We start from the raw sequence: 26,029 nt of genomic DNA on the forward strand, positions 1-26,029 counted from the left end.
CCGGTATTCCCCAACAGGGAGCGTAGATCCACTGCCGATTGGGTAAAGGATCAAAGGAGCGGCCGCGGGTTTTAAACCGCTGTGCGGCTGCATGGGCAGTGGAGGGACAGCCGGGGCTGTTCCCTCCCGGTGACGGAAGGGGCAGTTTGTGGAGCAACTCACTGCAGAGTTTGGCGGTGCCGAACAAATCGGGGTGGGCGTCGGTCCCGTGCTGGAAAAGTTTGATGATGTGTCCAGGATCGTTGTCCTGCGCGGAGGCGGCCTGGGGGACCTGATCTTCGCGATTCCGGCAATGGCTGCGTTGAAGGCGGCCTATCCTGCATCGAGGATCACCTTGTTGGGCACGCCGATTCACAAGGCTCTGCTCGGAGCGGTGGAAAGCCCGGTGGATGAGGTAGTTGTCCTGCCGTTCGCGGAAGGCGTACGGCCCGGGGAGGAAAATGCCGGCGAACTGGACCGCTTCTTTGCTGACATGCGCGGGCGCCACTTTGATGTGGCCGTCCAGCTCCACGGCGGCGGACGATACTCGAACCCCTTCCTGCTGAGGCTGGGGGCGCGCCACACGGTAGGGACCCGGACGGCCGACGCCGCAAGCCTTGAGCGCACCGTCCCTTACCTCTACTACCAGCACGAACCCCTCAGGGCTTTGGAGGTGGCCGGCTTCGCGGGCGCCTTCCCCGTGGACCTGGAGGCGCGGCTTGCACCCTCCCCGCTGGCCGCAACCTCCCAAGCCGGCAGCGGCGACCGCGCCCAGCCGCTCGTAGTGATCCACCCCGGCGCCACCGACCCCCGCCGTCGTTGGCCCGCAGCCAAATTCGCGGAACTTGCTGCTGCCTGCGCGGCTGATGGTTCGCGGGTGGTCATCGTCGGCGATTCCAGTGAACAGGAGCTGGCAGCGGAGATTGCCTCCCGGGCGGCCTCCTCAGCAGTTCATTCCGCGGCAGGCGAACTGGAGATGGCAGGCCTGGTGGCGCTGCTGGCGGAAGCCGACGTTGTGGTGGCAAATGACAGCGGACCAAGGCACCTGGCGCAGGCCCTTGGTGTGCCGACTGTCGGCATCTTCTGGGCAGGCAACGTGATTAATGCCGGGGCGCTGGGGCGGAGCCTTCACCGCGTCCACGCCTCATGGGTCACGGCCTGCGCCACATGCGGCATCGACGTCACCCAGGTTGGCTGGACAGCACCGCGCTGCGTCCACGACGACTCAGTGGTGGCCGGTATAGGTGTCACGGAAGTCTACGAGGACGTCCGCAGCCTCACTGCCACCACGTTCCCGAAGCAGAACGCATGAGCGGCCCGGTTATGGCGGAGGAGGCAGGTACTCCGATACCCGCAGACGGCAAACCCGAGCTTTTGGTCCTGCGCGCCTTGAAGCTGGGCGACCTGCTGGTGGCCGTACCGGCGTTGAAAGGCATCCAACGCGCGTTTCCCGGGCACCGGCTGCGCTACGCCGCGCAGGGGTGGTTGTCAGAGGCCCTGGGACTGGTGGGTGGCTACGAGCTGCTGCCCACGCACGGTCTTGACGAGCCGCTGGCGATGGATCCGGGCGTGGTGGACGTGGCCATCAATCTGCACGGCAGCGGCCCGGAGAGCCAAGGGAGGATCGAGGCGCTTAAGGCCCGCCAGACCCTGGGCCATCGAAGCGCTTACCGGGACGGGCCGCCGTGGCGGCCGGAACTGCACGAGCGCGAGCGCTGGGTCCGGCTCCTCGAATGGCATGGAGTAGAAGCCGATCCGCTGGATGTGCAGTTGAACACACCGCACGTCCCCAGTCCCGTCCCCGGTGCAACAGTCCTGCATGTGGGAGCCGCCTACGGCAGCAGGCTGTGGCCGGCGGAGCGGTTTGCCGCGGTGGCGACTGCACTGACGGAAGCCGGACACCAGGTGGTCTTCACCGGAGGCCCTTCCGAGAGGGACCGCGCGGAGGAAGTGTGCCGCCTTGCAGGACTGCCCGGCACTGCCGTACTGGCCGGGGTATTGGGCCTGGCGGAGTTCGCTGCCACGATCGCCGCCGCCCGCCTGGTGGTCTCGGCCGACACCGGGGCTGCGCACCTGGCATCTGCTTACGGCACCCCATCCGTGGTGCTCTTTGGTCCGGCCCCACCCGAGATCTGGGGTCCACCGCCGGGACCCCATGTTGTCCTGACCCGGGCCGAACTGCGGCGTGGGGACACCTTCGCGGCCCAGCCGGACCCTGCCCTGCTCGCTGTCCAGGTCTCCGATGTTATAGCTGCTGTCAAAGGACTGGGCTTGTTCTGAACCCTGTGGGTTTACGCGTCGATGCTGTGGGTCTGCAGGGGTTGGAACCTGCGCCGCGGGCCTAAAATTGAGTGCATGAGCACTGAGCTGGAGATCGCCTTGGTGTTGGGGACGGCGTTCCTATGGGTCACCGTGACGCTGACCATCCTGTCCGCCATCGACCGGCCGGAAAGGAAGGCGCGGCGGCAGGAGCGGCGCGACATCCGGACGGAGAAGCGGCGGATTGAGTACCGTCCGGTGGCGGCAGGGACGCACGCCCAGGGACGGAACCGGCCCCCGCGGTCCCGGAGGCTCCACCCGCACTGACGACGGCGGGACTATCGCGGGTGCGTCGGTGTGGAGCATCTGCCCAAACCTCCGTGCGCAGCCGGCCGCCCGACGTCGTACGCTGCTGGTGGGCGCGCGCTCCACGTCCCGGCCCCCGTTAGTCAAGTCTTGACGGGGTTGGCCGGATCCCTGACACTTCCCCAATGGGAGTGAGCGAAGAGTTGCGGGCGCTGGGCGATGTGGTGGACAGGCTCGCGGCGAAGTTTCCCGCCCTGTCCAGGGAGCACATTGAGGACGTGGTGCAGCAGGAACACAGCCTCCTGGACACGGGCAGGGTCAGGGCGTTCATACCGGTCCTGGTTGAGCACGCAGCCAGGGACCGCCTGTCCCGGTAATTCGCGGTAAGGCCTCAGGTGGCCGGCGCGACGTCGATAAGCACCTTTCCAATGGTCTCCTGTTCCACCGCATCGTGGGCTGCAGGAGTCTGCTCCAGCGGGAAGCGCGTCAGTGGCAGCCCGTGTTCTTCACCCACCCGGAGCGCGCCGGCGGCGAGCGCTTCGGCCACGGCGGCCACGGCGCGCTGCTTCTGTTCGTCGGTGACTGTGTAGGTGAGGATGAACTGGTACCGGACGTTCTTGGTCATGCTTTCGCGGATGGGGAGCGTGAGTGATTCTCCGGGGTTCGCCGCGTAGATGGAGATGGTTCCGCCCGGTTTGAGGATCTCCAGGTCCGTTTCGATGTTGGCGGGCGCGTTGACGTCCACAATGATGTCGACGCCGTCCGTGGCCACTTGGTGGACGGCGTCGACAACGTCGTCCGTCCGGTAGTTGATAACCGTTCCGGCGCCGGCACGGCGGGCAAGCTCAGCTTTGCGGTCCCCGCTGACGGTCGTTATGACGGCGGCACCGGCCCACCGTGCGAGCTGGATGGCCGCATGGCCTACGGCTCCGGCGCCTCCCGTGACCAGGACGGTTCGCCCCGCCAGGGCACCGGGGGAGAGCCGGGCCGGCCCGTCCTCGTTCGAGGTCAGGGCCCGGTGCGCCGTCAGGGCCGGGATCCCCAACGAGGCGCCGGTGTCGAAGGACTCGGCGTCGGGAAGGGCCACTGCTTTGTGGCTCGGCACCACCACGTATTCCTGGGCGGTACCTTCGTTGCCGCCCCAGGCGACGTCCCACAGCCAGACGCGATCGCCCACGGTGAAGCCGGCCACTCCGGCGCCCAGCTGGTCGATGACTCCGGCTCCGTCCTGGTTTGGAACCTTCGGGGCGTCCAGCTTCCTGCTTCCGCTTCCGGACCGCGACTTCCAGTCGGTGGGATTCACTCCGGACACCACCACCCGGACGCGGACCTCTCCCGCTCCTGGCTCCGCCAATGGCTTGTCCTGGAGCTTCAGCACGGATGCGGGCCCAGTTTCCTCGTACACGATTGCTTTCACGTTGTTTCCCATGTCCGGTTGCGGATGCCCTTACCGCTCCAACCTACCGAAAGCGCCGCTTGCGGGCAGCGCCCGGTCCACCGGCATTCAGTCTTCCTGCAGGTTGGCGGTGCCCAAGGCGGTCTTCCCGGCGTAGTCATAGATCACCACGCTGCGGATAGGTTCCCGCAGGGCGGCCCATCTGGCGGCGTCCATTTCCACCCGCTGGCTGGCCCCCGTGAGCGGCCCCAGCTCGATCAGCCTGGCCGATGACAGTCCGGCGCCGCCGCCCGTCCCTGGGACCAGCGTGCCCGGGCTCAGCATCAGGCGGAGATCGTCGCCGGCGCCGGTTGCAAGGTTCTCCAGCTGCAGGACAGCGCCGGCTTGGGTGATGTGGATCGCCACCGTTCCCGTCGTGACTGCTCCCTGGGACTGGAACTGCCCCCTCAACGTCACAGGCCCCGCAGAAGGGGTAACACCGGGAGCAGTTTCCGCCGTGGGGCTTCCCTGCTCCGGTCCACGCATGGGGCTGGAATCAGTGCAGCCGGTCAGGCCGGCCGCCAGCACTACCGAGAGCACCGCGGACTGTATCAACTTCATTTTTCCCCCAATGATTTGTTTCCGCCTTCCTAGAACCGGGACGTGCCACGCAGCGGGCGCGGCCGGCCATCCGGGTCCACAATGAACCGGTAAACGGGATCGGCCCACAGGCGGTGGAACGGCGGTACGGGCTGGGGTGTGTGGTGACGCACCTGCCCGGCCGGGCGGGGTTCGGAACGGCCGGTGCGGTGCCACTGGTCCAGGCCATCGGCTGCGCTGTTCCACAGCTCCAGTTCGCCCCCGTCCGCAAGGAGCCGCGGGTCGTCCTGGTCAAGGCCCAGATGCTCGGCCCAGAGCTGGAGCCGCAGCATCCTCGCGAGCGGGTGGGTCCCTGGTGCGCCCTTGTTATCGCCGGGCGTCCCACCAGCCGATGTGTCGATTACTGCACAGGTGAGCTCGCTGTCGGTAGTCCAGGACCGGCGGTTGAAGTTGTCCGACCCGCAGGTGAACCAGGTGTCGTCGATAATGCAGATCTTGGCGTGGACATAAATCGGCGTCCCCTCACTGTTCTCCAGGTCGAACACCCCCACCCGGTCCGGTGCGGCCCGGCGAAGCATTCCGACGGCACGCAGTTGCCCCAGGCGCCTGGGCGGTCCGCCAAGGAAGCCGTCAGAGTCCGGGTACCGGGGCACCACGATGATGACGTTGAGCCTGTGGTTGCGTTTTAGGGCCTCTGCAATACCGGCGGCGACCTCTGTTGACCACAGGTACTGGTCCTCGATGTAGATGAGCGAGCGGGCCTGGGCGAAGGCCTTTGCGTACGCCCTGGCTATGCTTCGTTCTCCGTTGGGGGCGAACGGGAATGGCGGGTGCTTCACACCGTAGGTGCGCAGCAGTTGAACGGCGTGTGGGCCGGCCGGTGGAGGGGGAGGAGCGGCCTCCGGCAAGGGTTTAGGGTGCCTCGGCATGCGGGCCAGGCGCTGCAACAGCATTCGGTATGGGGTTCTGCGGTCCAGCGGGTGGGGGTCGTTCCACCGTTCTGCGAACACGGCAAGCACACCGGCAACTATGGGACCGTGCAGTTCAAGGGCGGCATCGTGCCAGGGAGGCCGCTGCCCGTAGCGGGAATCCATCTTCACTGCCTGCGGGTCTCCTGCATGGCCGGCATCATCGCGGCGGCTGTGTGAAAGGTCGATTCCCCCTACGAAGGCTACGTCGCGGGAGGGGTCGTCACGGCGGCGGATGACCACCAGTTTCTGATGGTGGGAACCGAAGAGACGGACGCGCTGATCCAACAGCGCCTCCCCGCCGGAGTCGTTGATCTGGCGGCTGAGGAGCTCGTTTGAGCGTCCACTGATGGGGGCTGACACCCGTTCGCCGTGTGACCTCCAGACAAGGCCGCGTACTTCGACGCCGGACCGGGCCAGTTCAGCGAGCAACCCGCCAATCGTCGTACCACCGGGTTCCAACTGCTCATCACCGTCGCCGCGCCAGTCGGTGAACCATACCCGGTCTCCAGCCTCCAGGGCGGACAGCTCCGCGTGCAGCCTGGAGAAGTAGGCAGCCCCATGCACCAGGGGCCTGACCAGGTTGCCTTCCGACCAGGGTGGTGATTCTGCACCGCCGGCGTGGATCAAGGAAGCCGGGTTTCCGCGCTCGGCCCGATTCAGGAACCACTTGCCAACCGTGCTGTCCACTCGGTGCTCCTTTCGGGGCCCGGGGGACCAGGCCGCTGCGGATTCCAAACTAGCCTATGGCCGCGCGCAAACCGTCTGTCCTCCCGGGGTGGGGGAAACAAGCCGCGATGCGGCAGCGGTCCGGCCAGGTGGGAATAGGCTTGTCCCAGGCCGCTTCCAAACCCGTAAGAATGAGGCAAAACATGTCAATGAAGGAAAAGCTGAAGGGCGACGTCGTCGCCCACATGAAAGCCGGCAACAAGGTCGCACTCACCACGGTGCGCAATGTCCTTGGTGAGATCGAAACGCGGGAGAAATCAGGAAAGACCCCGGTTGAGCTTGATGACCTTCAGGTCACGGCGTTGCTGCAGAAAGAGGCCGCCAAGCGCCGTGACACGGCCGCCACCTATTCCGCCGCCGGGCACGACGACCGGGCACAGGCCGAGATCGCCGAGGCTGAGGTCATCGAGGCCTACCTGCCCAAGGCCCTGACCCGCGCGGAAGCCGAGGCGATTATCGACGGGGTCATCGCGGACATGGGAGCCGGGGGAACCGCGCTGACAATGCGTTCCATGGGTGCGGTCATGAAGTCCGTAACCCCCAAAATCGGCGGACGCTTCGACGGCAAAGCCGCCAGCGAGATCGTGAAGGCACGCCTGGCTTGATGGCAGGGCGACGATGCAGTCCGGAAACGACGTATTTCCCGCGACCCTGCGCATAATTAGGCCATGGGGTTCCGGGCTCACCGAGCCGATACGTCGCGGAAAGGCGTGGCAGTGATGGCTACGGCCGGTGTGCTTGTGTCGTGTCTTTCATCCGCCTGCGGCGGGTCGTGGCAAGGAGAGCCGCCCTGTTTGCCTCCAAGCTATTCCGTGAGCCCGGCTGTCGCGAAACCGGGTGACGCCGTCACAGTGCACGCGGCAGACGCTGACTGCAATCCCCGGTACGGACAGAACGCCCGGATTTACGTCTCGGTCACCGATGCCGCCGGTCATGCCTTCATCAGCACGACTGCCGCGATGAACGATGCCGGCGGGTTTTCTTACCAGTTTGACGTGCCGCTGACGGCAGCGCCGGGGGAGGCCAGCGTTGAGGCCTACCCTTTCGGCGTGGATTGGTGTGACGATACCGGGACGAATAACCGTGTTCGCCATGCGGAAGGTTTCAGCCGGGCGTCGTGCGCTGCAAGGACAAGGCCGCTGACAATTACCCCCTAGGCGCACAAAGATCGCATCCCCGTGACGGGGTTCAGGAGGTGCCGTAGTCGATCCTGGCCGCGCCGTCCTTGGGAACGGTGATCCGTCCGCCCTGGAAATCCTGGACGGTGCTGCCGTCTGCCGTCACGTAGTTATCCGTGGTCGGGTAACCAAGCCTGCCCCACTCGAAACCGGTCCCTGCCCAGGCGTCGCGGGTTTTGCCGACGGAGAGGCGAACTCCGGTGGCCGGGCTGGAGATCAGGGCGCCCTTCTGGAAGTTGATGAAGGAGCCACCGTCTTTCAGCCCGGTCACCCGGTTGGTTCCGGGAAACCCCAAGGTGGCTAAACCGTTTACAGCATCGAATTTGGCGCTGAACTCTGACGGCATGGAGAACGCCCCGAGGGCTGCGGTCCAGTAAATGGATCCACCCTGGTAGGTCTGTTTGACACCACCGCTGACCGGGATTTCATCACTCGTTGGGTAGCCGAGGAACCCGTTCTCGTATCCGGCCTGGGCCCAGGCTCCGCGGGTTGCACCAATGGACACGTGCGCGCCGGTCGCAGGGGACCAGAGGATGGAGCCGTTCTGGAAGTTCTGGTACAGGCCACCGTTCTTGATGGCCACCTGGGGGCTCACGGCAGCGCCGAGTGAGCGGCCCATTGCCTCATGCTTTGTGAAGATGGCACCGGATACCGCGTAGGTTCCGACGTTGGGCACGAAGTAGATGACCCCGCCCTGGTAGTTCTGGGCAACACCGCCTCCTGACGTGCCGTACTCATCCGTGGTGGGGTAGCCGAGGACACCGTGCTCGAAGTTCTGTCCGGCCCAGACGTTGCGGATGGCTCCCACGGAGATGATGGCGCCGTTTGCCGGGGTCCACAGGATGGAGCCTCCCTGGTAGTTCTGGAAGGCACCTCCTTCCTTTAGCCCGGTGATCACATCGCTGACCGGGTAGCCCAGGCTGCCCCACTCGAAACCCGTGGAGGCCCATTTGTCACGGATCGGGCCGGCGCTGACCGCAGCTCCGGACGCTGGGGAAAACATGATTGCCCCGCCCTGGAAGCCCTGCCAGGAGCCGCCATTGCGGAGCCCGCGGAACTCATCGGTTGTTGGGTATCCCAAGGGGCCACCTTCAGCTCCTTGGGAGCGCCACTTGCCGTAGATGCCAGCTGTGACGGCGTGCGTTCCCCCAGCGGGTGAGGAGAAGATCGCTCCATACTGGTACGCCTGGTAGGAGCCGCCGTCCTTGAGGCCGGTGATGACGTCACTGACGGGGTATCCCAAAGCACCGTTTTCAAAGCCGGTTTCTGCCCACTTGTCCCGGATTGGCCCGAAAGACGAAAGGTACGCTCCGCTGGCGGGGGAAAACATGATGACGCCGCCCTGGTACACCTGGTAGACACCCCCGCCACGCAGGCCTCCAACTTCGTCAGTGACCGGGTAGCCGAGGGGGCCGTTTTCATAACCGAGGGAGGCCCACTTGCCGCGGGTGGCTCCCCACGAGAAATGGGCTCCGGAGAGGGGAGACCAGATGATGGCTCCTCCCTGGTAGTTCTGGAAGGCGCCACCGTCCCTCAGTCCGCCCACCTCATTGGAGACCGGGCTGCCAAGCTGGCCGGCCGGCCCTCCGCCCTGGCTGTATTTCTGCGTGATGGCGCCAAAGGGATCCGCTGAATACGGGGTGAAGATGTCATCGACTGCGCCCATAATGATTCGATCGCCGGGGCGGCTGCTGCGCAGGAACCTGTTGACCGTCTCAAGGCTGGTGGACAGGCAGCCGGCGGAAGTGGTGCGACCGGCGTGCAGGAAGATTGCGTAGGAGGCCCCCTGCACGGTATTCATGTCCGGCTGGCGGTTGTAGTTGATGACCGCCGCCTGTTCGTAATACCCCTGGTTCATGTAGGTGTAGAGGTTCTCGTCAGAGGGACCGCCGCTGCCTTCGAAGTACTGGTTGTAGGTAGGGCCGTACTCACCGCCCCAGCGGGAGTTTGCGTTGACCGTGTGGTAGGCCAATGCCGTGCCCGGGTTGGAACGGCCCAATGCCTCGGTGACGCTGTACGAGCCGGTCGGTGACTTGAATGTGTCCTCCCAGGTCAGTCCTGGGGGAGCGAAGCCTTTTAGCCCTGCGTAGCCCCAGTCCTGCCATTCCTGGACGTAGGCATTGCCGGAACGAACGCACCCGGTGATGGTGACGACGTTGGATTCACGGCCCGTGGCGGTAGCGAACGTCACCCGGTTTGCACCGAAGCTGTTGTACTTCACCTGTCCCGCAGACAGCCGCTGGCAGGGGTTGTTCTCCTGGGATCCAGCCTGGGCACTGCCGGTGCCAAGGAAGGCACTGCCCGCGACTGCGCTCACCGCCAAGGCGAGTGATAGTGGCCTGGTCCTCTTCACGGGTCCTTCTTCCTGGAAGGCGCAGCATGGCGCCTTGGTGACAAATAGTCCATGCCAGGACATAAAACCCGCGTTGACGTGGGACGATGCCGGGTCTGGCGCGGCTGCCCCTAGGCTACCGGGCTGATTGCGCATCCCACGGCACCAGGTGTGGATACGCGAATGAGCGAGTCGGCCCGCGCTGTCCACCGTTGTGCTGATGAGGCAGGAAATCAGGCTCGCTTTGGGCCATCTGCCTGGCGCTTGCGGCGCTCGCCGAATTGGCCCCGGCTGTGGACTACGGATGGCGATACGTGCCTGTCGCTACTGGCGCCTAGGGCCAACCGCTGTACGGGTCGGCGTTGTGGTTCGTGGGCGGCGGGTTCTTGTAGACCCGGCCTCGTTGTGATTGCGCCTTGCCCCGGTGCCTGGGCGGCCGGGTACGCCAATGCTTGCGCTGCCAGTGGGCGTTCAGCAGCCGCAGCACCACTATGGCAAGAATGACGGCAAGGAAGCCGTAGAGGTACTCCATCAGTTCCCCTGTCCGTTCGTCTTTTCCCGTTCGCGAAGCCAGCGGCTGCGCTTCACGGCGGTCCTGAACGCGAAGGCGGACATCACTGCCATCGACCATACCTCCGGTACACCGCCCGGACCGTAATGCTCCTCGAACTGGCCGATGTTGAAGCTGCTGGGGTCATAGGGCGTTCCGTCGGGCCTGCGGAACTGCTTGTCCTGGTTGAACACGGGTCGAATCCTATCGGGACGCGCCGGGCTGGTCCCCGCGGTTCCGGCCGAGTTCCAGGAGGTTGATGTCGACGCTGCCGCTGGAGCTCGGCTTCGGGGACCCACGGAGCTTGCGCAGCTGGGTGGCCCGGTACTCGTCACGGGCGAGGAAGAACGTATAGAGCGTCAGGAACCCGGCGAAACCGATCAGCCACAGAGCGCCCCACTCCGGCAAGTCGCCATCCCACAGCGGACGCTGGAAGAGCCACACGCCGGTGGCCAGCATGAGAACCATGACGACCATCAGGATTCCCATGCCCCACCAGGTGCTGACCTGGGCGTGCCCGCGGCCGGGCGTGAACCCGATCTCGTCGGCCGGGTAGCTGTGCAGCCCGCCCGTGCTGGTCTTGCGCAGGACGCGCTTCTCGCCGGCGGCGACCGCTTGCTTGTGTTCGGCGTAGACGGCGTCCTCGCGTGCAAACCGTTCCCGGTCGTAAACCATCGTCAGGCTCGTTTCTCTTGGCTGGGCAGGTACTCGGGTTCATCCGGGAACGGGCGGGTGCTGAGCGGGAAGTTTTCCCGGCTGATCTCCAGGGTTCCTGGGTGCTCCTCGAACCAGCGCCGGGCCTGGTCGTCGGTGACACCGTGCGTTGGCTTGGGCAGGCCCCTGCCCTTGCGGAGCTTTCGGGCCTTGAGCTCTCCCCGGAGGGCGTGGATACTCAGCAGCCAGCCGCCGGTGAACAGGACCGTGCAGACAACGGACATGACGAACCAGATCAGTCCCATGCCCATGTCGCCCAGGTCAGGGATGGAGGTGATGATCGCGTAGATGCTGACCAGGATGAAGAGTGGAGCGAGGATTGCTGGGATGGTTGCAATCAGGGCGACGATGGCCAGGCCGGTGAATGTCCTTGCCTGGTAGTTGCCTCCGCTGGGCAGGGAGCCGCCAAGCCCCCACTCTTCCTGGGTATAGGCGTAGATGACCGTTTCCCTGCCCCACCCACCTGTGGCGTAGAAGTACTTGGGGACCTGACCGTCCCTGGTGTTCCGGGTGCCGGCCATCATTCCCCCTGCTTCCGTCCCGAGGGCCCGCGTTAAGTGCGGGCTGCGAACTCTGACGCGTGCGGCCCACAGGGGCCGTCACCCCTGGCTTCCTGTGAGAAAGCATTTTGCTGCCGCACGCGTAGCTCTCACCCTAACGAAAACCAGGCGAAACCGTGTTGCTGGAGACGTCCGGTCCGATGCTCCGCTCCCGTAGAGGATCAGGAACGGGACCACGGCTGGATACGGGTCACGACGTGGTTGGAGACACAAAAAAGCCCCGGAACATCATTGATGTTCCGGGGCTTCCCATTGTGCGCGGAGGGGGACTTGAACCCCCACCCCCTTTCGAGGACTAGCACCTCAAGCTAGCGCGTCTGCCATTCCGCCACCCGCGCAGGTGGTATTTCGGGAAGCGTCTCCGCCTTTCAGCGTTTCGCGCCTCTCCGAAGCAGCGAGAAAAACTCTAACACGAACTTTCCGGGAACAACGAATCGGGCCAAGTAGGTAGGCTGAGGGCAGCGATTCAGCTCGTGCCACCCAGTCATTCCCTACCAAGGAGCCACCAATGCCTGACGTCCTGCCCGAGGATGAAGTTGTCCGGATCTGCCAGGAACTCATCCGGATCGACACTTCCAACTACGGCGACGGATCGGGGCCGGGGGAGCGGGCGGCGGCAGAGTATGCCGCGGGGCTCATCGAGGAAGTGGGGCTGGACGCCGAGATCTTCGAGTCAGCTCCCGGCCGTGCGAACGTAGTCACCAGGATGGCAGGGGAGGACCCCTCAGCCAGTGCGCTCGTGGTCCACGGCCACCTGGACGTCGTTCCGGCGCTCCGGGACCAGTGGTCCGTTGACCCGTTCGGGGCAGAACTGAAAGATGGCCTCATTTGGGGACGGGGCGCCGTCGACATGAAGGACATGGACGCCATGATCCTTTCGGTGCTGAGGAGTTTTGCCAGGGAGGGCAGGAAGCCCAAGCGGGACATCATCTTCGCTTTCTTCGCGGACGAGGAGGCCGGCGGCGTGTACGGCGCCCGCTACGCCGTCGACAACCGGCCCGAACTTTTCGAGGGCGCCACCGAAGCCATCTCCGAGGTGGGCGGCTTCTCGGCCACCATCGGCGGCCAGCGGACCTACCTGCTGCAGACGGCGGAAAAGGGCATCTCCTGGCTCCGCCTGGTAGCGCACGGAAGGGCCGGCCACGGTTCGCAGATCAATACCGACAATGCCGTGACCCGGCTGGCGGCTGCCGTGACCCGGATTGGCGAATACAAGTGGCCCATCGAGCTCACTCCCACCACCCGGCAGTTCCTTGACGGGGTGACGGAACTCACTGGTGTGGAGTTCGACGCCGACAACGCCGACCTGCTGCTCAACCAGTTGGGTACGGTGGCCCGGTTTGTCGGCGCGACCCTGCAGAACACCACGAATCCCACGCTCCTCAAGGGCGGCTACAAGCACAACGTCATTCCCGAGTCCGCCGAAGCCCTGGTTGACTGCCGGACCCTCCCGGGCCAGGAACAGCAGGTCCTCGAGATCGTGCGCGAACTCGCCGGCAACGGCGTGGACGTCAGCTACGTCCACAACGACGTCTCGCTTGAGGTCCCGTTCGCCGGCAACCTTGTGGACTCGATGATCGACGCTCTCCACAAGGAGGATCCCGGTGCCAAGGTGCTGCCTTACACGCTCTCCGGCGGTACAGACAACAAGTCGCTCAGCCGCCTGGGGATCACCGGCTACGGGTTTGCGCCCCTCATGCTGCCGGACGAGCTGGACTTCACGGGCATGTTCCACGGGGTGGACGAGCGCGTCCCGGCGGATTCCCTGAAGTTCGGTGCCCGGGTGCTGAACACCCTGCTCACCAACTACTGAGAGGAGCCGGCCGTGAGCCCTGAGGAACTGCTCCCGGATGAGCTGCTGCAGCGCATCCGCAGCCGCGCCGCCGGATATGACCGTGACAACGCATTCTTCCATGAGGACCTGGAGGAGTTGGCAGCGGAAGGCTACTTGAAGCTTTTCGTACCGGCGTCCGACGGCGGTGCCGGGCTTGGCCTTGAAGCGGCGGCGCAGTGCCAGCGCAGGCTGGCAACGGCTGCCCCGGCCACCGCTTTGGCGGTCAACATGCACCTCGTCTGGACCGGCGTCGCGCACGTACTGGCCGCGCGGGGCGACAACTCGCTCGATTACGTCCTCAAGGAAGCTGCGCAGGGCGAGGTCTTCGCCTTCGGCAACTCGGAAGCCGGGAACGACTCGGTCCTCTTCGATTCACGGACCACTGCCACACCGGAACAGGATGGTGGCTACTCCTACACCGGTACAAAGATCTTCACCAGCCTCTCGCCCGCCTGGACCCGGCTGGGCATCTTCGGGAAAGACGCTGCAGCCCGGGACGGTGCCGGGGAACTGGTCCACGGATTCATCACCAGGCAAACTCCCGGCTACCGGATCCTGGACGACTGGGACACCCTGGGCATGCGGGCCAGCCAGTCCGCCACAACGGTCCTGGAAGCCGTGAAAGCGCCAGCCGACCGCATCTTCCGGAAGCTGCCGGTCGGCCCCAACGCCGACCCCCTGATCTTCGCGATCTTCGCCTGTTTCGAGAGCCTCCTGGCCGCCGTCTACACGGGCCTCGGAGAACGCGCCCTGGCCGTGGGAGTGGAGAACGTGAAGCGGCGTACCTCCTTCAAAAACGGCGGGCGAAGCTACGCGCAGGACCCCGACATCCGCTGGAAGGTGGCAGAGGCCGCCATGGCCATGGACGTCCTGTACCCACAGCTCAGGGCCGTCACTGCAGACGTCGACGCCCTGGTTGATCACGGAAGCCAGTGGTTTCCCAAACTGGTGGGATTGAAGGTGAACGCCACCGAAACCGCCCGCCGCGTGGTGGACCTGGCCATCCGGGTCAGCGGGGGATCAAGCTATTTCAGGGGCTCGGAACTGGAACGGCTCTACCGGGACGTGCTGGCCGGGATGTTCCACCCCTCCGATGACGAATCAGCCCACAACACCGTAGCCAACGCGTGGCTGGGGCCGTTGGAAGGCTAGACGGTCCGCTGGACCGTTCATTCCTAAACGGTCCGCTGGACCTGCATCACCCGGCGCCGCAGCCAAAAGCGCCTGCCGCCGCCCACATAGAGTTTGCTGCGTTCGAGTTCCCACTTGCCGTATTCCGAGTGTTCAACGAGCCGGCGCCGCGCCTCCGGCAAGGAATCATCAGGGCTGACGGTCAGTACGAGGTACTCGTACTGACGCAAATAATCCCGCTCCCGCTGGACCGAGCTGGTGAGAAATTGTTCCTTCATTTGCTCTCCATTTTCGTCCTTTTCCGGCTAACGTGAAGTCATGAGCATCGATCCGCGTGTCGCGCTTTCGTCCCTGACCACCGCTTTGGAAGAACACCTTATAGCAGCATCGAACCGCCGCGGGGACGGTGATCCCTCCGTTGAGGCAGCGTTTTTCGCAGTTGCCGATGCCTTCGAAGTTTACGAGGACGCCCTCTACGAGGCCTACAACGAAGTAACGCCCCTGCAGGTCTTTGACGACGAGGACGATGAGGACGAAGAAGCCGACGTGGACGAGGACGAAGACCTGGAAATCGTCGAGGAATAGCAACACCGCCCGAACCGTCCAGGGACCCGGGAAGTTCGGCAACAGAACCTAAGACGCCGCGGAAACATCCTCCAGCGCACGTGCAATCTGCGGCGGCAGGGGTGCCAGCTGGGAGTCGAGGATCTCCTTCAACTGCACCGGTGTCCGGGCGCCAACGATGGCCGTGGCAACGCCATGCTGTGACAGCAGCCAGGAGAGCGAAACATCCTGCGGAGTCCGGCCCAACCCGTTTGCAGCCATGCACACAGCATCCACGATCCGCGACGGCTTCTCCTCGAGATACGGCTCCACGCACGCGGCTTCGCTGACCGAGGCTCCCCGTGAACCGGCGGGGATGCTGCCACGGTACTTCCCCGTAAGCACCCCCCGGCCCAGAGGAGCCCACGCCATCAGGCCCAGGCCGGCATCCTCAGCTGCGGGGATCAGTTCCGCCTCCGTGGACCGGTTAAGGAACGAGTATTCTGCCTGGACAGCCACCAGCGGCACACTGCTCGTGGCGGCGGCCTTCGCCGCCTGCCAGCCCCGATAGTTCGAGATGCCCGCGTACCTGGCCCGGCCGGTGCGGACGGCAAACTCCAGCGCCGCCAGGGTTTCGTCGAGGGGAACGTTGCCATCCCACGTTTCGGCGAACCACAGGTCCACGTAGTCAGTGCCCAGACGGGCCAGGCTTGCATCCAGCCCGGTGAGCATCGCATTGCGTGAGGCGTCCACCGCACGCCGGCCATCCGGCGTCGTCATCCCCGCTTTCGTGGAGATGGAAATCTCCGTGCGGGCCACCACATCGCCCAGGAGCGAGCCAAGGATCGCCTCCGAGCCGCCGCCCGCGTAGGACGCCGATGTGTCCACGTGCCGGCCGCCGGCATCAAGGAACGTTCGCAGCAACTCCGACGCGTCCTGTTCGTCAGTGTCGCCACCCCAGGAGCGGGTGCCAAGGGAGAGGGCGGAAACTCGCAATCCACTGTTGCCGACGTAACGCTGCTGCATAGCAGCAAGCTTACGGCCAGGAGCGGCGCTGCCATGCCGTAGGGTCTTAGCGTGAACTGGTTTGAAGCGGCCCTGCTGGGCCTAGTGCAGGGACTGACCGAATTTCTACCGATTTCATCAAGCGCACACCTGCGGATCGTGGGCGAATTCCTCCCCAACGCAGAGGACCCGGGGGCAGCCTTCACGGCCATTACCCAGCTCGGTACGGAGACCGCCGTCCTGATCTTTTTTTGGCATGACATCGTCCGCATCGTCAAGGCCTGGGCGGGCTCCCTCACCGGGCGCGTGCCCCGGCAGGACCCTGACGCCCGGATGGGCTGGCTGGTGATTCTGGGCAGCCTGCCCATCATCGTCCTGGGGCTCCTCTTCCAGGACCAGATCGAGTCCGTACTCCGCAGCATGTGGATCGTGGCCACCATGCTGATCGTCTTCGGCCTCATCCTTGCCGTGGCAGACGCAATTGGCGCCCAAAAGCGGGACCTTGCCCACCTGACCTACAAGCACGGCATGCTGTACGGCCTGGCGCAGGCCCTGGCCCTCATTCCCGGCGTCTCCCGCTCCGGCGGGACGATCACCGCGGGCCTGCTGATGGGCTATACCCGTGAGGCCGCGGCACGGTACTCCTTCCTACTCGCCATCCCCGCAGTGTTCGGCAGCGGGCTGTACCAGCTCTACAAGGTGGTCACCAAGGAAGGGATCTCCGGCCCGTTCGGCCTGCCGGAGACCGCGCTTGCCACCGTGATCGCCCTGCTGGTGGGCTACGTCATCATCGGATGGTTCCTGAAGTTCGTTTCCACGCGCAGCTACCGGCTCTTTGTCTGGTACCGGATCTTCCTCGGACTCGCCCTGTACCTCCTGCTCGGTTTCGGCGTCATCAGCGCCTAGGACTAGGCTTGGCATGTGAAATCCTGGACTTCCCGCCCTGTGCCTGCCCTGCCTGGAAACATCCCCGCCATCCGGCTGTTCGATACCGCGGCGGGCCGCGAAGTGGCCCTGGAACGGGAGGCCAGGCCTTCCATGTACGTCTGCGGCATCACCCCCTACGACGCAACCCACATGGGGCACGCTGCCAGCTATGTCGCCTTTGACCTCCTGAACCGTGCCTGGCGCGACGCCGGCAGCGAGGTCTCCTACGTACAGAACGTCACTGACGTGGATGACCCCCTGCTCGAACGGGCCACCGCCACCGGCGTCGACTGGCGGCAGCTCGCCGCAGAGCAGGTGGAACTCTTCCAGACCGACATGGAGGCGCTGAACGTCCTGGCGCCGGACAACTACGTTGGCGCCGTCGAATCCATTAACCTGATCGTCCCCGAGGTGGAACGCCTGGTCAGCATGGGGCTGGCATACCGCGTGGCCGGCACCAACGGCGAGCCTGACGGGGACGTCTATTACGACGTCGAAGCCGCCGGCAAGCAGTCAACGGCACCCGATGCCTGGGCCCTGGGATCCATTTCCCACCTTGGCGAAAGCGCCATGCTGGAGCTCTTCGCCGAGCGCGGCGGGGATCCGGGCCGCGCCGGAAAGCGGCAGGCCCTCGACCCGTTGCTCTGGCGGGTGGAACGCGAGGGCGAGCCGAGCTGGCCCGGTGGAAGCCTGGGACCGGGACGGCCGGGCTGGCACATTGAGTGCACCGTGATCGCGCAGAAGTACCTGCCCGCGCCCTTCACCGTGCAGGGCGGCGGATCGGACCTGATCTTCCCGCACCACGAAATGGGCGCCGGCCACGCGTACTCCCTCGCCGGCGTGCCCCTGGCCAAGCACTACGCGCACGCGGGCATGGTGGGCCTTGACGGCGAAAAAATGAGCAAGTCCAAAGGCAACCTGGTGCTGGTCTCCAGGCTCCGCGCAGCCGGCGAGGACCCTGCAGCAATACGCCTGGCGATCCTGGCCCACCACTACCGCTCCGATTGGTCTTGGACCGACGAAGGCTTCAATGCCGCCAAGGCCGACCTGGCGGCGTGGCGGAAAGCACTTGACCATACTCCCGAGGGCTCGGGCCAGCAGTTGCTGGCCGAGATGCGGGAGGCGCTGGCAGCAGACCTGAATGCGCCCGCAGCGGTGGCCGCGGTCTCGCGCTGGGCACGGACTGCCAACGACGCCGGTGCTGCCGCCAGCCCCGCTGACGGGGCACTGGTAAAGGACGCGGTGGACGCCCTCCTGGGCATCCGGCTCTAAGGCGTCCACACCTCACGGCAAACACGAAGGGCCCGGCCGGGATTGCTCCCGGCCGGGCCCTTCGTGTTAAGGCATGTCAGTACGTCAACGTCAGGGCCGGTCCTGGCCCCGCCGCTTCAGGTACCGCTCAAATTCACGGGCAATGGACTCGCCACTGGCTTCAGGGAGGTCGGCAGTGTCCTTGGCTTCCTCCAACTGCCGCACGTAGGCAGCGATCTCCGGGTCTTCGGTAGCGAGTTCGTCCACGCCGCGCTCCCACGCATCCGCTTCCTCCGCCAGCTCGTGGGTGTCCAGCGGCACCTGCAGCAGCTCCTCGATGCGGTGCAGGAGGGCAAGCTGCGCTTTGGGGGAGGGCGCCTGGGCCACATAATGCGGCACGGCGGCCCACAAGGACACGGTAGGCAGTCCCGCCAGGAGGGCCACCTCTGACAGGACGCCCACAATCCCAACGGGGCCCTCATACTGGGAGGCCTCCAGGTTCATGCGCTCACGCAGCGGAGCGTCATCCGAGGACGTGCTCACCGGAATCGGGCGGCTGTGCGGAACATCCGCCAGCAGCGCACCCACCAGCACCACATAGTCGACGTTCAGCGCCTCGGCATGGACCAGCAGCTCTGCCGTGTAGGCCCTCCACTTATAGGACGGCTCCGTCCCCTGCACAAAGATGACATCCACATTGGAGTTGGGCGCACTCGCCTTGTAGATCCTGGTGGAAGGCCATTTGATCTTGCGCTCACCGGCAGCATTCCTGCGCACGGTCGGCCGCGTGAACTGGAAGTCGTAGTACTCGTCAGCATCGATGGAAGCGACTTTCTTGCCGCCCCACAGTTTGTTCAGGTAGCGCAGCGAATCGCTGGCCGCTTCTCCGGCATCGTTCCACCCCTCAAAGGCGGCAAGCATCACTGTTACGCGCTGTCCGTCAGCCACTGGCTGCAGGAACCGTTCCCGCTCGGGTCCGGCACCCTGTTCGGCGGTGTCTCCCTCGAAGCTATTCATTTCTTCACCCTACGTCCAAGGTGGTTGCCCGCGCATGGAATGAAGCGCCGCAAATCCCCTGAATCCCGTCCAAAGCGGGCCCGGTCCTTGGCATATTCGCCAAGGGCGTAGCCCACAGCCTCCGCCCAGCCATGCCCCGTAGACTGGCGTTATGCCAATTCCTGCCACCAGTTCCCCGCTCAAAGCCGTCCTGTGGGACATGGACGGGACCATTGTGGACACCGAGCCCTACTGGATTGCCGCGGAGCATGGGCTGGTGGAGGCACACGGCGGAACGTGGAGCCATGACCAGGCAATGCAGCTGGTTGGCCAGTCACTGACATTCTCCGCGGGCCTGCTCCAGCAGGCCGGCGTCGAATTGGAAATCCGCGAAATCATCGACACCCTGACTGCCCAGGTCATCAGCAGCGTCCAGCAGGAAGTGCCGTGGCGCCCTGGCGCCCGCGAACTCCTCGAGGAACTGCACCTCGCCGGCGTGCGCTGCGCCCTGGTCACCATGTCCGAGGGCCCACTGGCCCGCGAGGTGGTAGCGAACCTTCCCCGGCCGTACTTCGACGTAGTGGTCACCGGCGACACCGTGAGCCAGGGCAAGCCGCACCCGGAGGCGTACCTGACCGCCGTCGAGCTCCTGCAGGAGAACGATCCCGACCTCGGAATCCACCACTGCGTAGCCCTCGAAGACTCCGTACCGGGCGTGGCTGCGGCCGTAGCCTCCGGCGTCGCCACGGTTGCCGTGCCGCACATTGTCCCGCTGCCTGAGCACCACAGCTACGAGCTCTGGGACACCCTTTCCGGCCGGACACTGGTGGAGCTGGAAGCACTGCTCCTGCAGGCCGGCGCCACCAATGCGGCCGCCTCCCAAGGTGGTCCACGTGGCTGACCCCGGCGCCGGACAAAGCCCTGCATCGGGCACTCCGGCGCGCCGCGAAGGCATCCCGCTGGGCCGCATCGCCGGCGTCCCCATTGTCCTTGCGTACTCGTGGTTCGTGATCGCGGCCTTCACCGTGATCGTGTACGGGCCGGTTCTGGCGCGGAACAACCCCATGCTGGGCGTAAGCGCCTACCTCGTGGCCTTTGCCTACGCCGTCCTGCTCCTCATCTCGGTCCTCGTCCACGAGCTCGCCCACGCGCTGACGGCGAAAATCTACGGCTGGCCCACCCAGAAGATCGTCCTGAACCTTTGGGGCGGCCATACCCAGTTCGAAAGCTTCACCTCGTCACCGGGACGATCTGTTCTGGTTGCGCTGGCGGGCCCGGCCGCCAACTTCGTCCTGGCCGGCGGAGCCTGGCTGCTGCTCGGCACCAACAGCCTGGGAAGTGTCGCCGAAATCCTCACGAACATCTTCATGTGGGCCAATTTCCTCATCGGTGTCTTCAACGTCCTGCCCGGCCTGCCGCTGGACGGCGGCCGGCTGGTCGAATCCATCGTCTGGAAGGCCACCGGCAGCCAGGCGAAGGGAACCGTGGCGGCCGGCTGGGGCGGCCGGATCATCGTCCTCGCCATTGCCTACTGGTTCCTCCTGCGTCCGTTCCTCGCCGGTGACCAGCCGGACTTCAGCCTGCTGATGATCACCATCCTGGTGGGCGGATTCCTGTGGATGGGCGCGTCGGCGTCCATCCAGCAGGGCACCCTGCGGGGGCGGCTGCCGCTGGTCAGCGCCGCAGCCTTGGCGACCCCGGCGGCCGGCGTTCCCTCCACCGGTACCGTCCGGGACGCCCTCCGCCTGGCAGCAGCGGGGACGAAGTCCGTGGTGGTTTGCGGACCGGACGGACGGCCGCAGGGCGTGGTGGACCCGGGAGCACTTGCCTCGGTGCCCGGTGCTGCGGCGGATACCACGCCCGTCACCGCCATTTCATTCCCCCTGGCTGCCGGAGCCTACATTCCGGAGTGGTCCAAAGGGCAGGAGCTGATCCAGTTCCTTTCCCAGCTTGAGGGACGTCATTACGCTGTTGTGGACCACAACGGATCGGTCACCGGACTGCTGACTCAGGAGGCTGTCCTCGCAGCCATCACCGGAAAGCGCCCGCGCAACGATAGGCACCCGCAAGGCCAGACCCGGTAGAGTTACCTGCCGGTCGTGCATTGCCGCGGAAGCCACAGCGTCCCCAGGGACCAGCAGAGCCGCGGCACAACAGGTTTACAGGAGCGAGGAACAATCATGAGCAGCGAAACTGCCGTCAACGACGCCAAGGGAGCAGCGCAAGCCGGTGCTGCCGCCAGCGGCTCGCAGCCGGTGGGCGCTGCCCGGCGCCGGGGCCCTTTCCGGGAGGGCGAACGCGTCCAGCTCACGGACGAACGTGGCCGCATGAACACCATCACGCTGGAACGCGGCGGCGCCTTCCACACCCACCGCGGTTTCCTGAACCACGACGAAATCATCGGCAAGGTTGACGGCTCGGTCGTGGTGAACAACGTGGGCCAGCAGTACCAGACCCTCCGGCCCCTGCTGTCCGACTTCGTGCTCTCCATGCCGCGCGGTGCCGCCGTCGTCTATCCCAAGGACGCCGGCCAAATTGTCACCATGGCGGACATCTTCCCCGGCGCACGCGTAGTGGAAGCCGGCGTGGGCTCCGGTGCCCTGTCCATTTCCCTGCTCCGCGCGGTGGGGGACAACGGCTACCTGCACTCCTTTGAGCGGCGTGAAGAGTTCGCTGACATCGCCCGCGGCAACGTTGAAACCATCTTCGGCGGCCCGCACCCCGCCTGGCAGATTTCCCTTGGCGACTTCCAGGAGGAAGTGGTCAAGGCCGAGGAACCGGGCTCCGTGGACCGCGTCGTCCTGGACATGCTGGCACCCTGGGAGTGCCTCGACGCCGTCGCCACGGTGCTTGCCCCCGGCGGTGTCTGGATCAACTATGTCGCCACGGTCACCCAGCTCTCCCGTACCGCGGAGGCCATCCGGGCCGACGGCCGGTTCACCGAGCCCGATGCGTGGGAGTCGATGGTCCGCGGCTGGCACCTTGAAGGCCTCGCCGTGCGGCCGGACCACCGCATGGTGGCCCACACAGGATTCCTGCTGGTCACCCGGCGGCTCGCAGACGGCGTCACCGGCATCTCGGTCAAGCGCCGTCCGTCAAAGACCGAGTTCAACGAAGAGGACGTGAACGCCTGGACTCCCGGCGCGGTGGGGGAGCGGGCGGTGTCGGACAAGAAACTCCGGCGCGCCGCCCGGGACGCCATCGCCGGAACCAATGTGGTCGACAACCCCGAGGTCACGAACTAGTCCACATTTCGGGAGTCTCCATCCCTACCTGCCCTCTTGGGACTAATGTCTTAAGAGAAGCGCAGGAAGGGGCTGATACATCATGGAGACACCAAACCAGGACTCCGGACGTACACCGGCAGAGCAGTCTGCCGCCAACGACCTCTCGGTTGCTGACCGCCAGGTCAACATACTTCGGGACAAGCTCAGGCACATCGACCGCCAGTTGGCAGCGGCAACGCAGAACAACTCCAAGCTGGTCAGCATGCTTGAAACCGCGAAGGCTGAGATCCTCCGGCTGAAAAATGCCCTGGACCAGGAAGGGCAGCCGCCCTACAGCTTCGGCACCATCCTCCAGATCAACCCGAAACGGCAGCCGGCGCCGGGCAACAGCGGCCAGGCCGCCACCGAGGAGTCGGTGGACATCTTCAACGCGGGCCGGAAGATGCGCGTGGGCATCAGCCCGCTGGTGAACATCAACCAGCTTGCCGTGGGCCAGGAAGTGCTGCTGAACGAAGCCCTCCTGATCGTCGCGGGCCTGGGCTACGAGCGCGCCGGTGAACTGGCCACCCTGAAGGAAATGCTGGGGCGTGACCGCGCCCTGGTGGTGGGCCGCGCGGACGAAGAACGCGTGGTGCGGCTTTCCGGTGCCCTCCTGTCCGAGAAGCTCCGGGTTGGCGATGCCCTGTCCGTGGATTCGCGGACGGGGTACGCGCTGGAGAAGGTGCCCCGCTCAGAGGTGGAGAACCTGGTCCTTGAGGAAGTTCCGGACATCACCTATGAGGACATCGGTGGCCTCGGCCCCCAGATCGAGCAGATCCGCGACGCCGTGGAACTGCCGTTCCTGCACCCGGACCTTTACCGGGAGCATGGGCTCAAAGCGCCCAAGGGCATCCTCCTGTACGGCCCTCCAGGCTGCGGCAAGACCCTCATTGCCAAGGCGGTTGCCAACTCCCTCGCTGCCCGCGCCGCGGAGCGCTCCGGGAACGTGGACCTGAAGAGCTACTTCCTCAACATCAAGGGACCCGAGCTCCTGGACAAGTACGTCGGTGAAACGGAGCGGCACATCCGCCTGATCTTCTCCCGCGCCCGGGAAAAAGCATCCGATGGCAGCCCTGTTGTGGTGTTCTTCGACGAAATGGACTCACTGTTCCGCACCCGCGGCACCGGCATTTCGTCCGACGTCGAAACCACCATCGTGCCCCAGCTCCTTAGTGAGATTGACGGTGTGGAACGCCTGGACAACGTGATCGTCATCGGCGCTTCCAACCGCGAGGACATGATCGACCCCGCCATCCTCCGTCCGGGACGGCTGGACGTGAAGGTCAAGATCCAGCGGCCCGACGCGGAAGCCGCGGCAGATATTTTCAACAAATACATCACGCCGGACCTGCCGTTCCACGAATCGGATCTCGCCGAACACAACGGTGACGTCCAGGCCACCGTGGACGCCATGGTCCAGCGCACCGTGGAAGCCATGTACTCCACGGATAAGTCCAATGAGTTCCTGGAGGTCACCTACGCCAACGGTGACACCGAGATGCTGTACTTCAAGGACTTCAACTCCGGCGCCGTGGTGCAGAACGTGGTGGACCGGGCCAAGAAGTACGCCATCAAGGACCTGCTGACCTCGCACCAGAAGGGGCTCCGGATCGAGCACCTGCTGCGCGCCGTGGTGGACGAGTTCCGTGAGCACGAAGACATGCCCAACACCACCAACCCTGACGACTGGGCACGCATCTCCGGTAAGAAGGGTGAACGGATCACCTACATCCGGACCATTGTGCAGGGCAAAGCCGGCCAGGAGCCCGGCAAGTCCATCGAAACCATGCCCACCACAGGACAGTATCTGTGACGGGTTCACAGGGAACAGCCGGCGGGGAAGCCCTTCCCGCCGGCGGGGCCATGCGGGTCATGGGCGCCGAAACCGAATACGGTATCCACGCTCCGTCCGCCCCCTCCGCCAACGCCACGATGATGAGCGCCCGCGTGGTCCAGGCGTACGCCCAGGTCACCCGCCAGCGGGCGGCCGGCGGAGCGGAGACCCGGTGGGACTACACGGATGAGGAGCCGCTGCACGATGCCCGGGGCTGGACCGTGGACCGCGGTACCGCCCATCCCAGCCAGCTGACTGACCAGCCGCCGGTGCTCGACGCCGAGGCGGTGGCCCTGGCGTACGGCCGAGAGGAGCTGGAGCTCGACGGGCAGGACGAATCGGGGACCCTCCTCATGAACATGGTCCTCGGCAATGGTGCTCGGCTGTATGTCGACCACGCCCATCCCGAGTACTCGAGCCCGGAGGTCACCAATCCCCGTGACGCCGTGGCCTGGGACGCTGCCGGCGACCTGGTGGGTCTCCACGCCGTGCGCCGGCTGGCCGGGGATCCGGCGCTGCCGCCGGTCAATCTTTACAAGAACAACACGGACAACAAATCCGTGTCGTACGGTTCGCACGAGAACTACCTGATGCCCAGGTCAGTACCGTTCGGAGACATCGTGCGGGGGCTGACACCGTTCTTCGTCAGCCGCCAGGTGGTGTGCGGGGCCGGCCGGTTGGGAATAGGCCAGGACAGTTCCACTCCCGGCTTCCAGATCAGCCAGCGGGCTGACTTCTTTGAGGCCGAAGTGGGCCTGGAAACCACCATCCGCAGGCCCATCATCAACACCAGGGACGAGCCCCACGCCACAGCCGACAAATACCGGCGCCTGCACGTGATCATCGGGGACGCCAACCTCAGCCAGGTGTCCAATTACCTCAAATTCGGCACTACCGCCCTGGTCCTCAGCCTCATCGAGGCTGGACTCGCTCCCAAAATCGAGGTTTACGAGCCCGTCGCAGCGCTCAAGACGGTCAGCCACGACACCTCGCTGTCCGCCAGGCTTCGCCTGCTGGACGGCAGGCGCGTCACGGCCCTGGACCTTCAGTGGATGTACCACGAAGCCGCAGCAAAGCTCGCCCAGGACACCGGAGTGGGTGACGCCGTGGACGGCGACGGACATACCCATGAGGTCCTGGAACGGTGGGCGTCGGTTCTGACCCAGCTCGACAGCGACAGGGCGGCCGCCGCCACCTCGGTGGAGTGGCTGGCCAAACTCTCCCTGTTGGACGGCTACCGCCAGCGCGACGGACTGGAGTGGAGCGACGCCCGGCTGGGCCTGGTTGACCTCCAGTGGGCTGACATCAGGCCCGAAAAGGGCCTCTACTACCGGCTCCTGTCCCGGAACCGGATGCAGCGAGTGGTTGATGATTCGGCCATTGCCGCTGCCGTCGCGGAGCCTCCCGCCGATACCCGGGCGTTCTTCCGGGGAAAGTGCATCAGCAGCTTTGGCAAGGACGTTGTGGGGGCCAGCTGGGACTCGGTCATCTTCGACGTGCCCGGCTACGGGAGGCTTCAGCGCGTGCCCACCAGGGAGCCACTGAGGGGAACCAAAGCACTGACCGGAGCGTTGTTCGAGCGCTACCGGGAAGCGGGACCGTTCCTCGGCGAGCTGTTGGGACACAACAGCACTCCGCCTGCGGCGTAAACCGCGCCGGAACGCCCGTCCCGTGGCAGGATGGGCATATCGG

Annotated in this window: 27 protein-coding genes and 1 tRNA gene; 16 read left to right on the forward strand and 12 right to left on the reverse strand. The window is 65.4% G+C overall.

Annotation, left to right across the window (positions count from 1 at the left end; translation table 11 throughout):
• Window positions 1-148: 148 nt before the first annotated feature.
• The 4 genes from VIK36_RS11225 to VIK36_RS11240 all read left to right on the forward strand — a co-directional run bounded on the left by VIK36_RS11225 (window position 149) and on the right by VIK36_RS11240 (window position 2,921).
• Window positions 149-1,291: a glycosyltransferase family 9 protein gene (locus VIK36_RS11225; RefSeq protein WP_324641960.1), complete on the forward strand. Its 1,143-nt coding sequence runs from the start codon at window positions 149-151 to the stop codon at window positions 1,289-1,291.
• Window positions 1,288-2,259, forward strand: a complete 972-nt coding sequence (locus VIK36_RS11230; protein WP_324641962.1) for a glycosyltransferase family 9 protein — start codon at window positions 1,288-1,290, stop codon at window positions 2,257-2,259. The genes VIK36_RS11225 and VIK36_RS11230 overlap by 4 nt, the downstream gene beginning before the upstream one ends.
• A 75-nt stretch (window positions 2,260-2,334) precedes the next feature.
• Window positions 2,335-2,565 (forward strand): hypothetical protein, encoded by a 231-nt coding sequence (locus VIK36_RS11235; protein ID WP_324641963.1) that lies wholly within the window; start codon window positions 2,335-2,337, stop codon window positions 2,563-2,565.
• 164 nt (window positions 2,566-2,729) lie between these two features.
• On the forward strand, window positions 2,730-2,921 hold the full coding sequence (locus VIK36_RS11240; protein WP_142133845.1) for a three-helix bundle dimerization domain-containing protein: 192 nt from the start codon (window positions 2,730-2,732) through the stop codon (window positions 2,919-2,921).
• A gap of 14 nt (window positions 2,922-2,935) precedes the next feature.
• Here the strand turns inward: VIK36_RS11240 and VIK36_RS11245 are convergent, their stop codons facing one another.
• From VIK36_RS11245 to VIK36_RS11255, 3 genes are all read right to left on the reverse strand, one after another.
• Window positions 2,936-3,961 carry an NADPH:quinone reductase gene (locus VIK36_RS11245; protein ID WP_324641964.1) on the reverse strand — a complete coding sequence of 342 codons (1,026 nt, stop codon included), beginning with the start codon at window positions 3,959-3,961 and terminating at the stop codon, window positions 2,936-2,938.
• An 87-nt stretch (window positions 3,962-4,048) separates the two neighbouring features.
• Window positions 4,049-4,540, reverse strand: a complete 492-nt coding sequence (locus VIK36_RS11250; protein WP_324641965.1) for a DM13 domain-containing protein — start codon at window positions 4,538-4,540, stop codon at window positions 4,049-4,051.
• A 29-nt stretch (window positions 4,541-4,569) separates the two neighbouring features.
• Window positions 4,570-6,177: a phospholipase D family protein gene (locus tag VIK36_RS11255; protein ID WP_324641966.1), complete on the reverse strand. Its 1,608-nt coding sequence runs from the start codon at window positions 6,175-6,177 to the stop codon at window positions 4,570-4,572.
• A gap of 182 nt (window positions 6,178-6,359) precedes the next feature.
• On the opposite strand from VIK36_RS11255, the gene VIK36_RS11260 reads away from it, so the two are divergent.
• Both VIK36_RS11260 and VIK36_RS11265 read left to right on the forward strand, forming a co-directional pair.
• Entirely contained in the window at window positions 6,360-6,821 is a 462-nt protein-coding gene (locus VIK36_RS11260) for a GatB/YqeY domain-containing protein (protein WP_324641967.1), read from the forward strand.
• Window positions 6,822-7,028: 207 nt separating this feature from the next.
• Window positions 7,029-7,373, forward strand: a complete 345-nt coding sequence (locus VIK36_RS11265) for a hypothetical protein (RefSeq protein ID WP_324641968.1) — start codon at window positions 7,029-7,031, stop codon at window positions 7,371-7,373.
• Window positions 7,374-7,404: 31 nt separating this feature from the next.
• Here the strand turns inward: VIK36_RS11265 and VIK36_RS11270 are convergent, their stop codons facing one another.
• From VIK36_RS11270 to VIK36_RS11295, 6 genes are all read right to left on the reverse strand, one after another.
• Entirely contained in the window at window positions 7,405-9,747 is a 2,343-nt protein-coding gene (locus tag VIK36_RS11270) for a hypothetical protein (protein WP_324641969.1), read from the reverse strand.
• Window positions 9,748-10,060: 313 nt separating this feature from the next.
• Window positions 10,061-10,258 (reverse strand): hypothetical protein, encoded by a 198-nt coding sequence (locus VIK36_RS11275; RefSeq protein WP_324641970.1) that lies wholly within the window; start codon window positions 10,256-10,258, stop codon window positions 10,061-10,063.
• Entirely contained in the window at window positions 10,258-10,470 is a 213-nt protein-coding gene (locus tag VIK36_RS11280; protein ID WP_324641971.1) for a hypothetical protein, read from the reverse strand. The genes VIK36_RS11275 and VIK36_RS11280 overlap by 1 nt, the downstream gene beginning before the upstream one ends.
• Before the next feature lie 10 nt (window positions 10,471-10,480).
• Window positions 10,481-10,951: a hypothetical protein gene (locus tag VIK36_RS11285; protein WP_324641972.1), complete on the reverse strand. Its 471-nt coding sequence runs from the start codon at window positions 10,949-10,951 to the stop codon at window positions 10,481-10,483.
• Between the two features lie 2 nt (window positions 10,952-10,953).
• Window positions 10,954-11,514 (reverse strand): hypothetical protein, encoded by a 561-nt coding sequence (locus VIK36_RS11290; RefSeq protein WP_324641973.1) that lies wholly within the window; start codon window positions 11,512-11,514, stop codon window positions 10,954-10,956.
• A 291-nt stretch (window positions 11,515-11,805) separates the two neighbouring features.
• Window positions 11,806-11,888 (reverse strand) — tRNA-Leu (locus VIK36_RS11295).
• A 170-nt stretch (window positions 11,889-12,058) separates the two neighbouring features.
• Between VIK36_RS11295 and VIK36_RS11300 the strand changes: the two genes are divergently transcribed.
• Together VIK36_RS11300 and VIK36_RS11305 are read left to right on the forward strand one after the other, a co-directional pair.
• Entirely contained in the window at window positions 12,059-13,363 is a 1,305-nt protein-coding gene (locus tag VIK36_RS11300) for a M20/M25/M40 family metallo-hydrolase (RefSeq protein ID WP_324641974.1), read from the forward strand.
• A 12-nt stretch (window positions 13,364-13,375) separates the two neighbouring features.
• On the forward strand, window positions 13,376-14,536 hold the full coding sequence (locus tag VIK36_RS11305; protein WP_324641975.1) for an acyl-CoA dehydrogenase family protein: 1,161 nt from the start codon (window positions 13,376-13,378) through the stop codon (window positions 14,534-14,536).
• A gap of 23 nt (window positions 14,537-14,559) precedes the next feature.
• Here the strand turns inward: VIK36_RS11305 and VIK36_RS11310 are convergent, their stop codons facing one another.
• Window positions 14,560-14,793 (reverse strand): DUF5703 family protein, encoded by a 234-nt coding sequence (locus tag VIK36_RS11310; RefSeq protein ID WP_018771130.1) that lies wholly within the window; start codon window positions 14,791-14,793, stop codon window positions 14,560-14,562.
• A 40-nt stretch (window positions 14,794-14,833) separates the two neighbouring features.
• On the opposite strand from VIK36_RS11310, the gene VIK36_RS11315 reads away from it, so the two are divergent.
• The gene (locus VIK36_RS11315; RefSeq protein WP_141160435.1) at window positions 14,834-15,100 is read left to right on the forward strand and encodes a hypothetical protein; all 267 of its coding nucleotides are present in this window, start codon (window positions 14,834-14,836) and stop codon (window positions 15,098-15,100) included.
• Window positions 15,101-15,148: 48 nt separating this feature from the next.
• On the opposite strand, the gene VIK36_RS11320 is transcribed toward VIK36_RS11315, so the two are convergent.
• Window positions 15,149-16,084: an aldo/keto reductase gene (locus VIK36_RS11320; RefSeq protein ID WP_324641977.1), complete on the reverse strand. Its 936-nt coding sequence runs from the start codon at window positions 16,082-16,084 to the stop codon at window positions 15,149-15,151.
• 51 nt (window positions 16,085-16,135) lie between these two features.
• Between VIK36_RS11320 and VIK36_RS11325 the strand changes: the two genes are divergently transcribed.
• Both VIK36_RS11325 and mshC read left to right on the forward strand, forming a co-directional pair.
• Window positions 16,136-16,969, forward strand: a complete 834-nt coding sequence (locus tag VIK36_RS11325; protein WP_324641978.1) for an undecaprenyl-diphosphate phosphatase — start codon at window positions 16,136-16,138, stop codon at window positions 16,967-16,969.
• A gap of 15 nt (window positions 16,970-16,984) precedes the next feature.
• Window positions 16,985-18,262 carry a cysteine--1-D-myo-inosityl 2-amino-2-deoxy-alpha-D-glucopyranoside ligase gene (gene mshC, locus VIK36_RS11330; RefSeq protein ID WP_324641979.1) on the forward strand — a complete coding sequence of 426 codons (1,278 nt, stop codon included), beginning with the start codon at window positions 16,985-16,987 and terminating at the stop codon, window positions 18,260-18,262.
• 90 nt (window positions 18,263-18,352) lie between these two features.
• Here the strand turns inward: mshC and VIK36_RS11335 are convergent, their stop codons facing one another.
• Window positions 18,353-19,258 (reverse strand): PAC2 family protein, encoded by a 906-nt coding sequence (locus VIK36_RS11335; RefSeq protein ID WP_159631987.1) that lies wholly within the window; start codon window positions 19,256-19,258, stop codon window positions 18,353-18,355.
• Between the two features lie 151 nt (window positions 19,259-19,409).
• On the opposite strand from VIK36_RS11335, the gene VIK36_RS11340 reads away from it, so the two are divergent.
• The 5 genes from VIK36_RS11340 to dop all read left to right on the forward strand — a co-directional run bounded on the left by VIK36_RS11340 (window position 19,410) and on the right by dop (window position 25,986).
• Entirely contained in the window at window positions 19,410-20,138 is a 729-nt protein-coding gene (locus VIK36_RS11340; RefSeq protein ID WP_255172241.1) for an HAD family hydrolase, read from the forward strand.
• Window positions 20,131-21,321, forward strand: coding sequence for a site-2 protease family protein (locus tag VIK36_RS11345; protein WP_324641980.1), 1,191 nt, complete (start codon window positions 20,131-20,133; stop codon window positions 21,319-21,321). Before VIK36_RS11340 ends, VIK36_RS11345 begins: the two co-directional genes overlap by 8 nt.
• Before the next feature lie 96 nt (window positions 21,322-21,417).
• On the forward strand, window positions 21,418-22,482 hold the full coding sequence (locus tag VIK36_RS11350) for a tRNA (adenine-N1)-methyltransferase (protein ID WP_159631984.1): 1,065 nt from the start codon (window positions 21,418-21,420) through the stop codon (window positions 22,480-22,482).
• Window positions 22,483-22,564: 82 nt separating this feature from the next.
• Window positions 22,565-24,316, forward strand: a complete 1,752-nt coding sequence (arc, locus tag VIK36_RS11355; RefSeq protein WP_324641982.1) for a proteasome ATPase — start codon at window positions 22,565-22,567, stop codon at window positions 24,314-24,316.
• A 50-nt stretch (window positions 24,317-24,366) separates the two neighbouring features.
• Window positions 24,367-25,986, forward strand: coding sequence for a depupylase/deamidase Dop (gene dop, locus VIK36_RS11360; RefSeq protein WP_324645265.1), 1,620 nt, complete (start codon window positions 24,367-24,369; stop codon window positions 25,984-25,986).
• The last annotated feature ends 43 nt before the right edge of the window (window positions 25,987-26,029 follow it).

Source organism: Pseudarthrobacter sp. LT1 (assembly GCF_035621795.1).
GTDB lineage: Bacteria > Actinomycetota > Actinomycetes > Actinomycetales > Micrococcaceae > Arthrobacter.

Bases quoted from the DNA above. Each gene is read 5' to 3' on its own strand.
- arc (WP_324641982.1), top strand. From the start codon at position 22,565: ATGGAGACACCAAACCAGGACTCCGGACGTACACCGGCAGAGCAGTCT.
- VIK36_RS11285 (WP_324641972.1), bottom strand. From the start codon at position 10,951: ATGGTTTACGACCGGGAACGGTTTGCACGCGAGGACGCCGTCTACGCC.
- VIK36_RS11350 (WP_159631984.1), top strand. From the start codon at position 21,418: ATGAGCAGCGAAACTGCCGTCAACGACGCCAAGGGAGCAGCGCAAGCC.
- VIK36_RS11290 (WP_324641973.1), bottom strand. From the start codon at position 11,514: ATGATGGCCGGCACCCGGAACACCAGGGACGGTCAGGTCCCCAAGTAC.
- VIK36_RS11340 (WP_255172241.1), top strand. From the start codon at position 19,410: ATGCCAATTCCTGCCACCAGTTCCCCGCTCAAAGCCGTCCTGTGGGAC.
- VIK36_RS11260 (WP_324641967.1), top strand. From the start codon at position 6,360: ATGTCAATGAAGGAAAAGCTGAAGGGCGACGTCGTCGCCCACATGAAA.
- VIK36_RS11250 (WP_324641965.1), bottom strand. From the start codon at position 4,540: ATGAAGTTGATACAGTCCGCGGTGCTCTCGGTAGTGCTGGCGGCCGGC.
- dop (WP_324645265.1), top strand. From the start codon at position 24,367: ATGCGGGTCATGGGCGCCGAAACCGAATACGGTATCCACGCTCCGTCC.
- VIK36_RS11235 (WP_324641963.1), top strand. From the start codon at position 2,335: ATGAGCACTGAGCTGGAGATCGCCTTGGTGTTGGGGACGGCGTTCCTA.
- VIK36_RS11230 (WP_324641962.1), top strand. From the start codon at position 1,288: ATGAGCGGCCCGGTTATGGCGGAGGAGGCAGGTACTCCGATACCCGCA.
- VIK36_RS11275 (WP_324641970.1), bottom strand. From the start codon at position 10,258: ATGGAGTACCTCTACGGCTTCCTTGCCGTCATTCTTGCCATAGTGGTG.
- VIK36_RS11240 (WP_142133845.1), top strand. From the start codon at position 2,730: ATGGGAGTGAGCGAAGAGTTGCGGGCGCTGGGCGATGTGGTGGACAGG.
- VIK36_RS11335 (WP_159631987.1), bottom strand. From the start codon at position 19,258: ATGAATAGCTTCGAGGGAGACACCGCCGAACAGGGTGCCGGACCCGAG.
- VIK36_RS11300 (WP_324641974.1), top strand. From the start codon at position 12,059: ATGCCTGACGTCCTGCCCGAGGATGAAGTTGTCCGGATCTGCCAGGAA.
- VIK36_RS11315 (WP_141160435.1), top strand. From the start codon at position 14,834: ATGAGCATCGATCCGCGTGTCGCGCTTTCGTCCCTGACCACCGCTTTG.
- VIK36_RS11310 (WP_018771130.1), bottom strand. From the start codon at position 14,793: ATGAAGGAACAATTTCTCACCAGCTCGGTCCAGCGGGAGCGGGATTAT.
- VIK36_RS11320 (WP_324641977.1), bottom strand. From the start codon at position 16,084: ATGCAGCAGCGTTACGTCGGCAACAGTGGATTGCGAGTTTCCGCCCTC.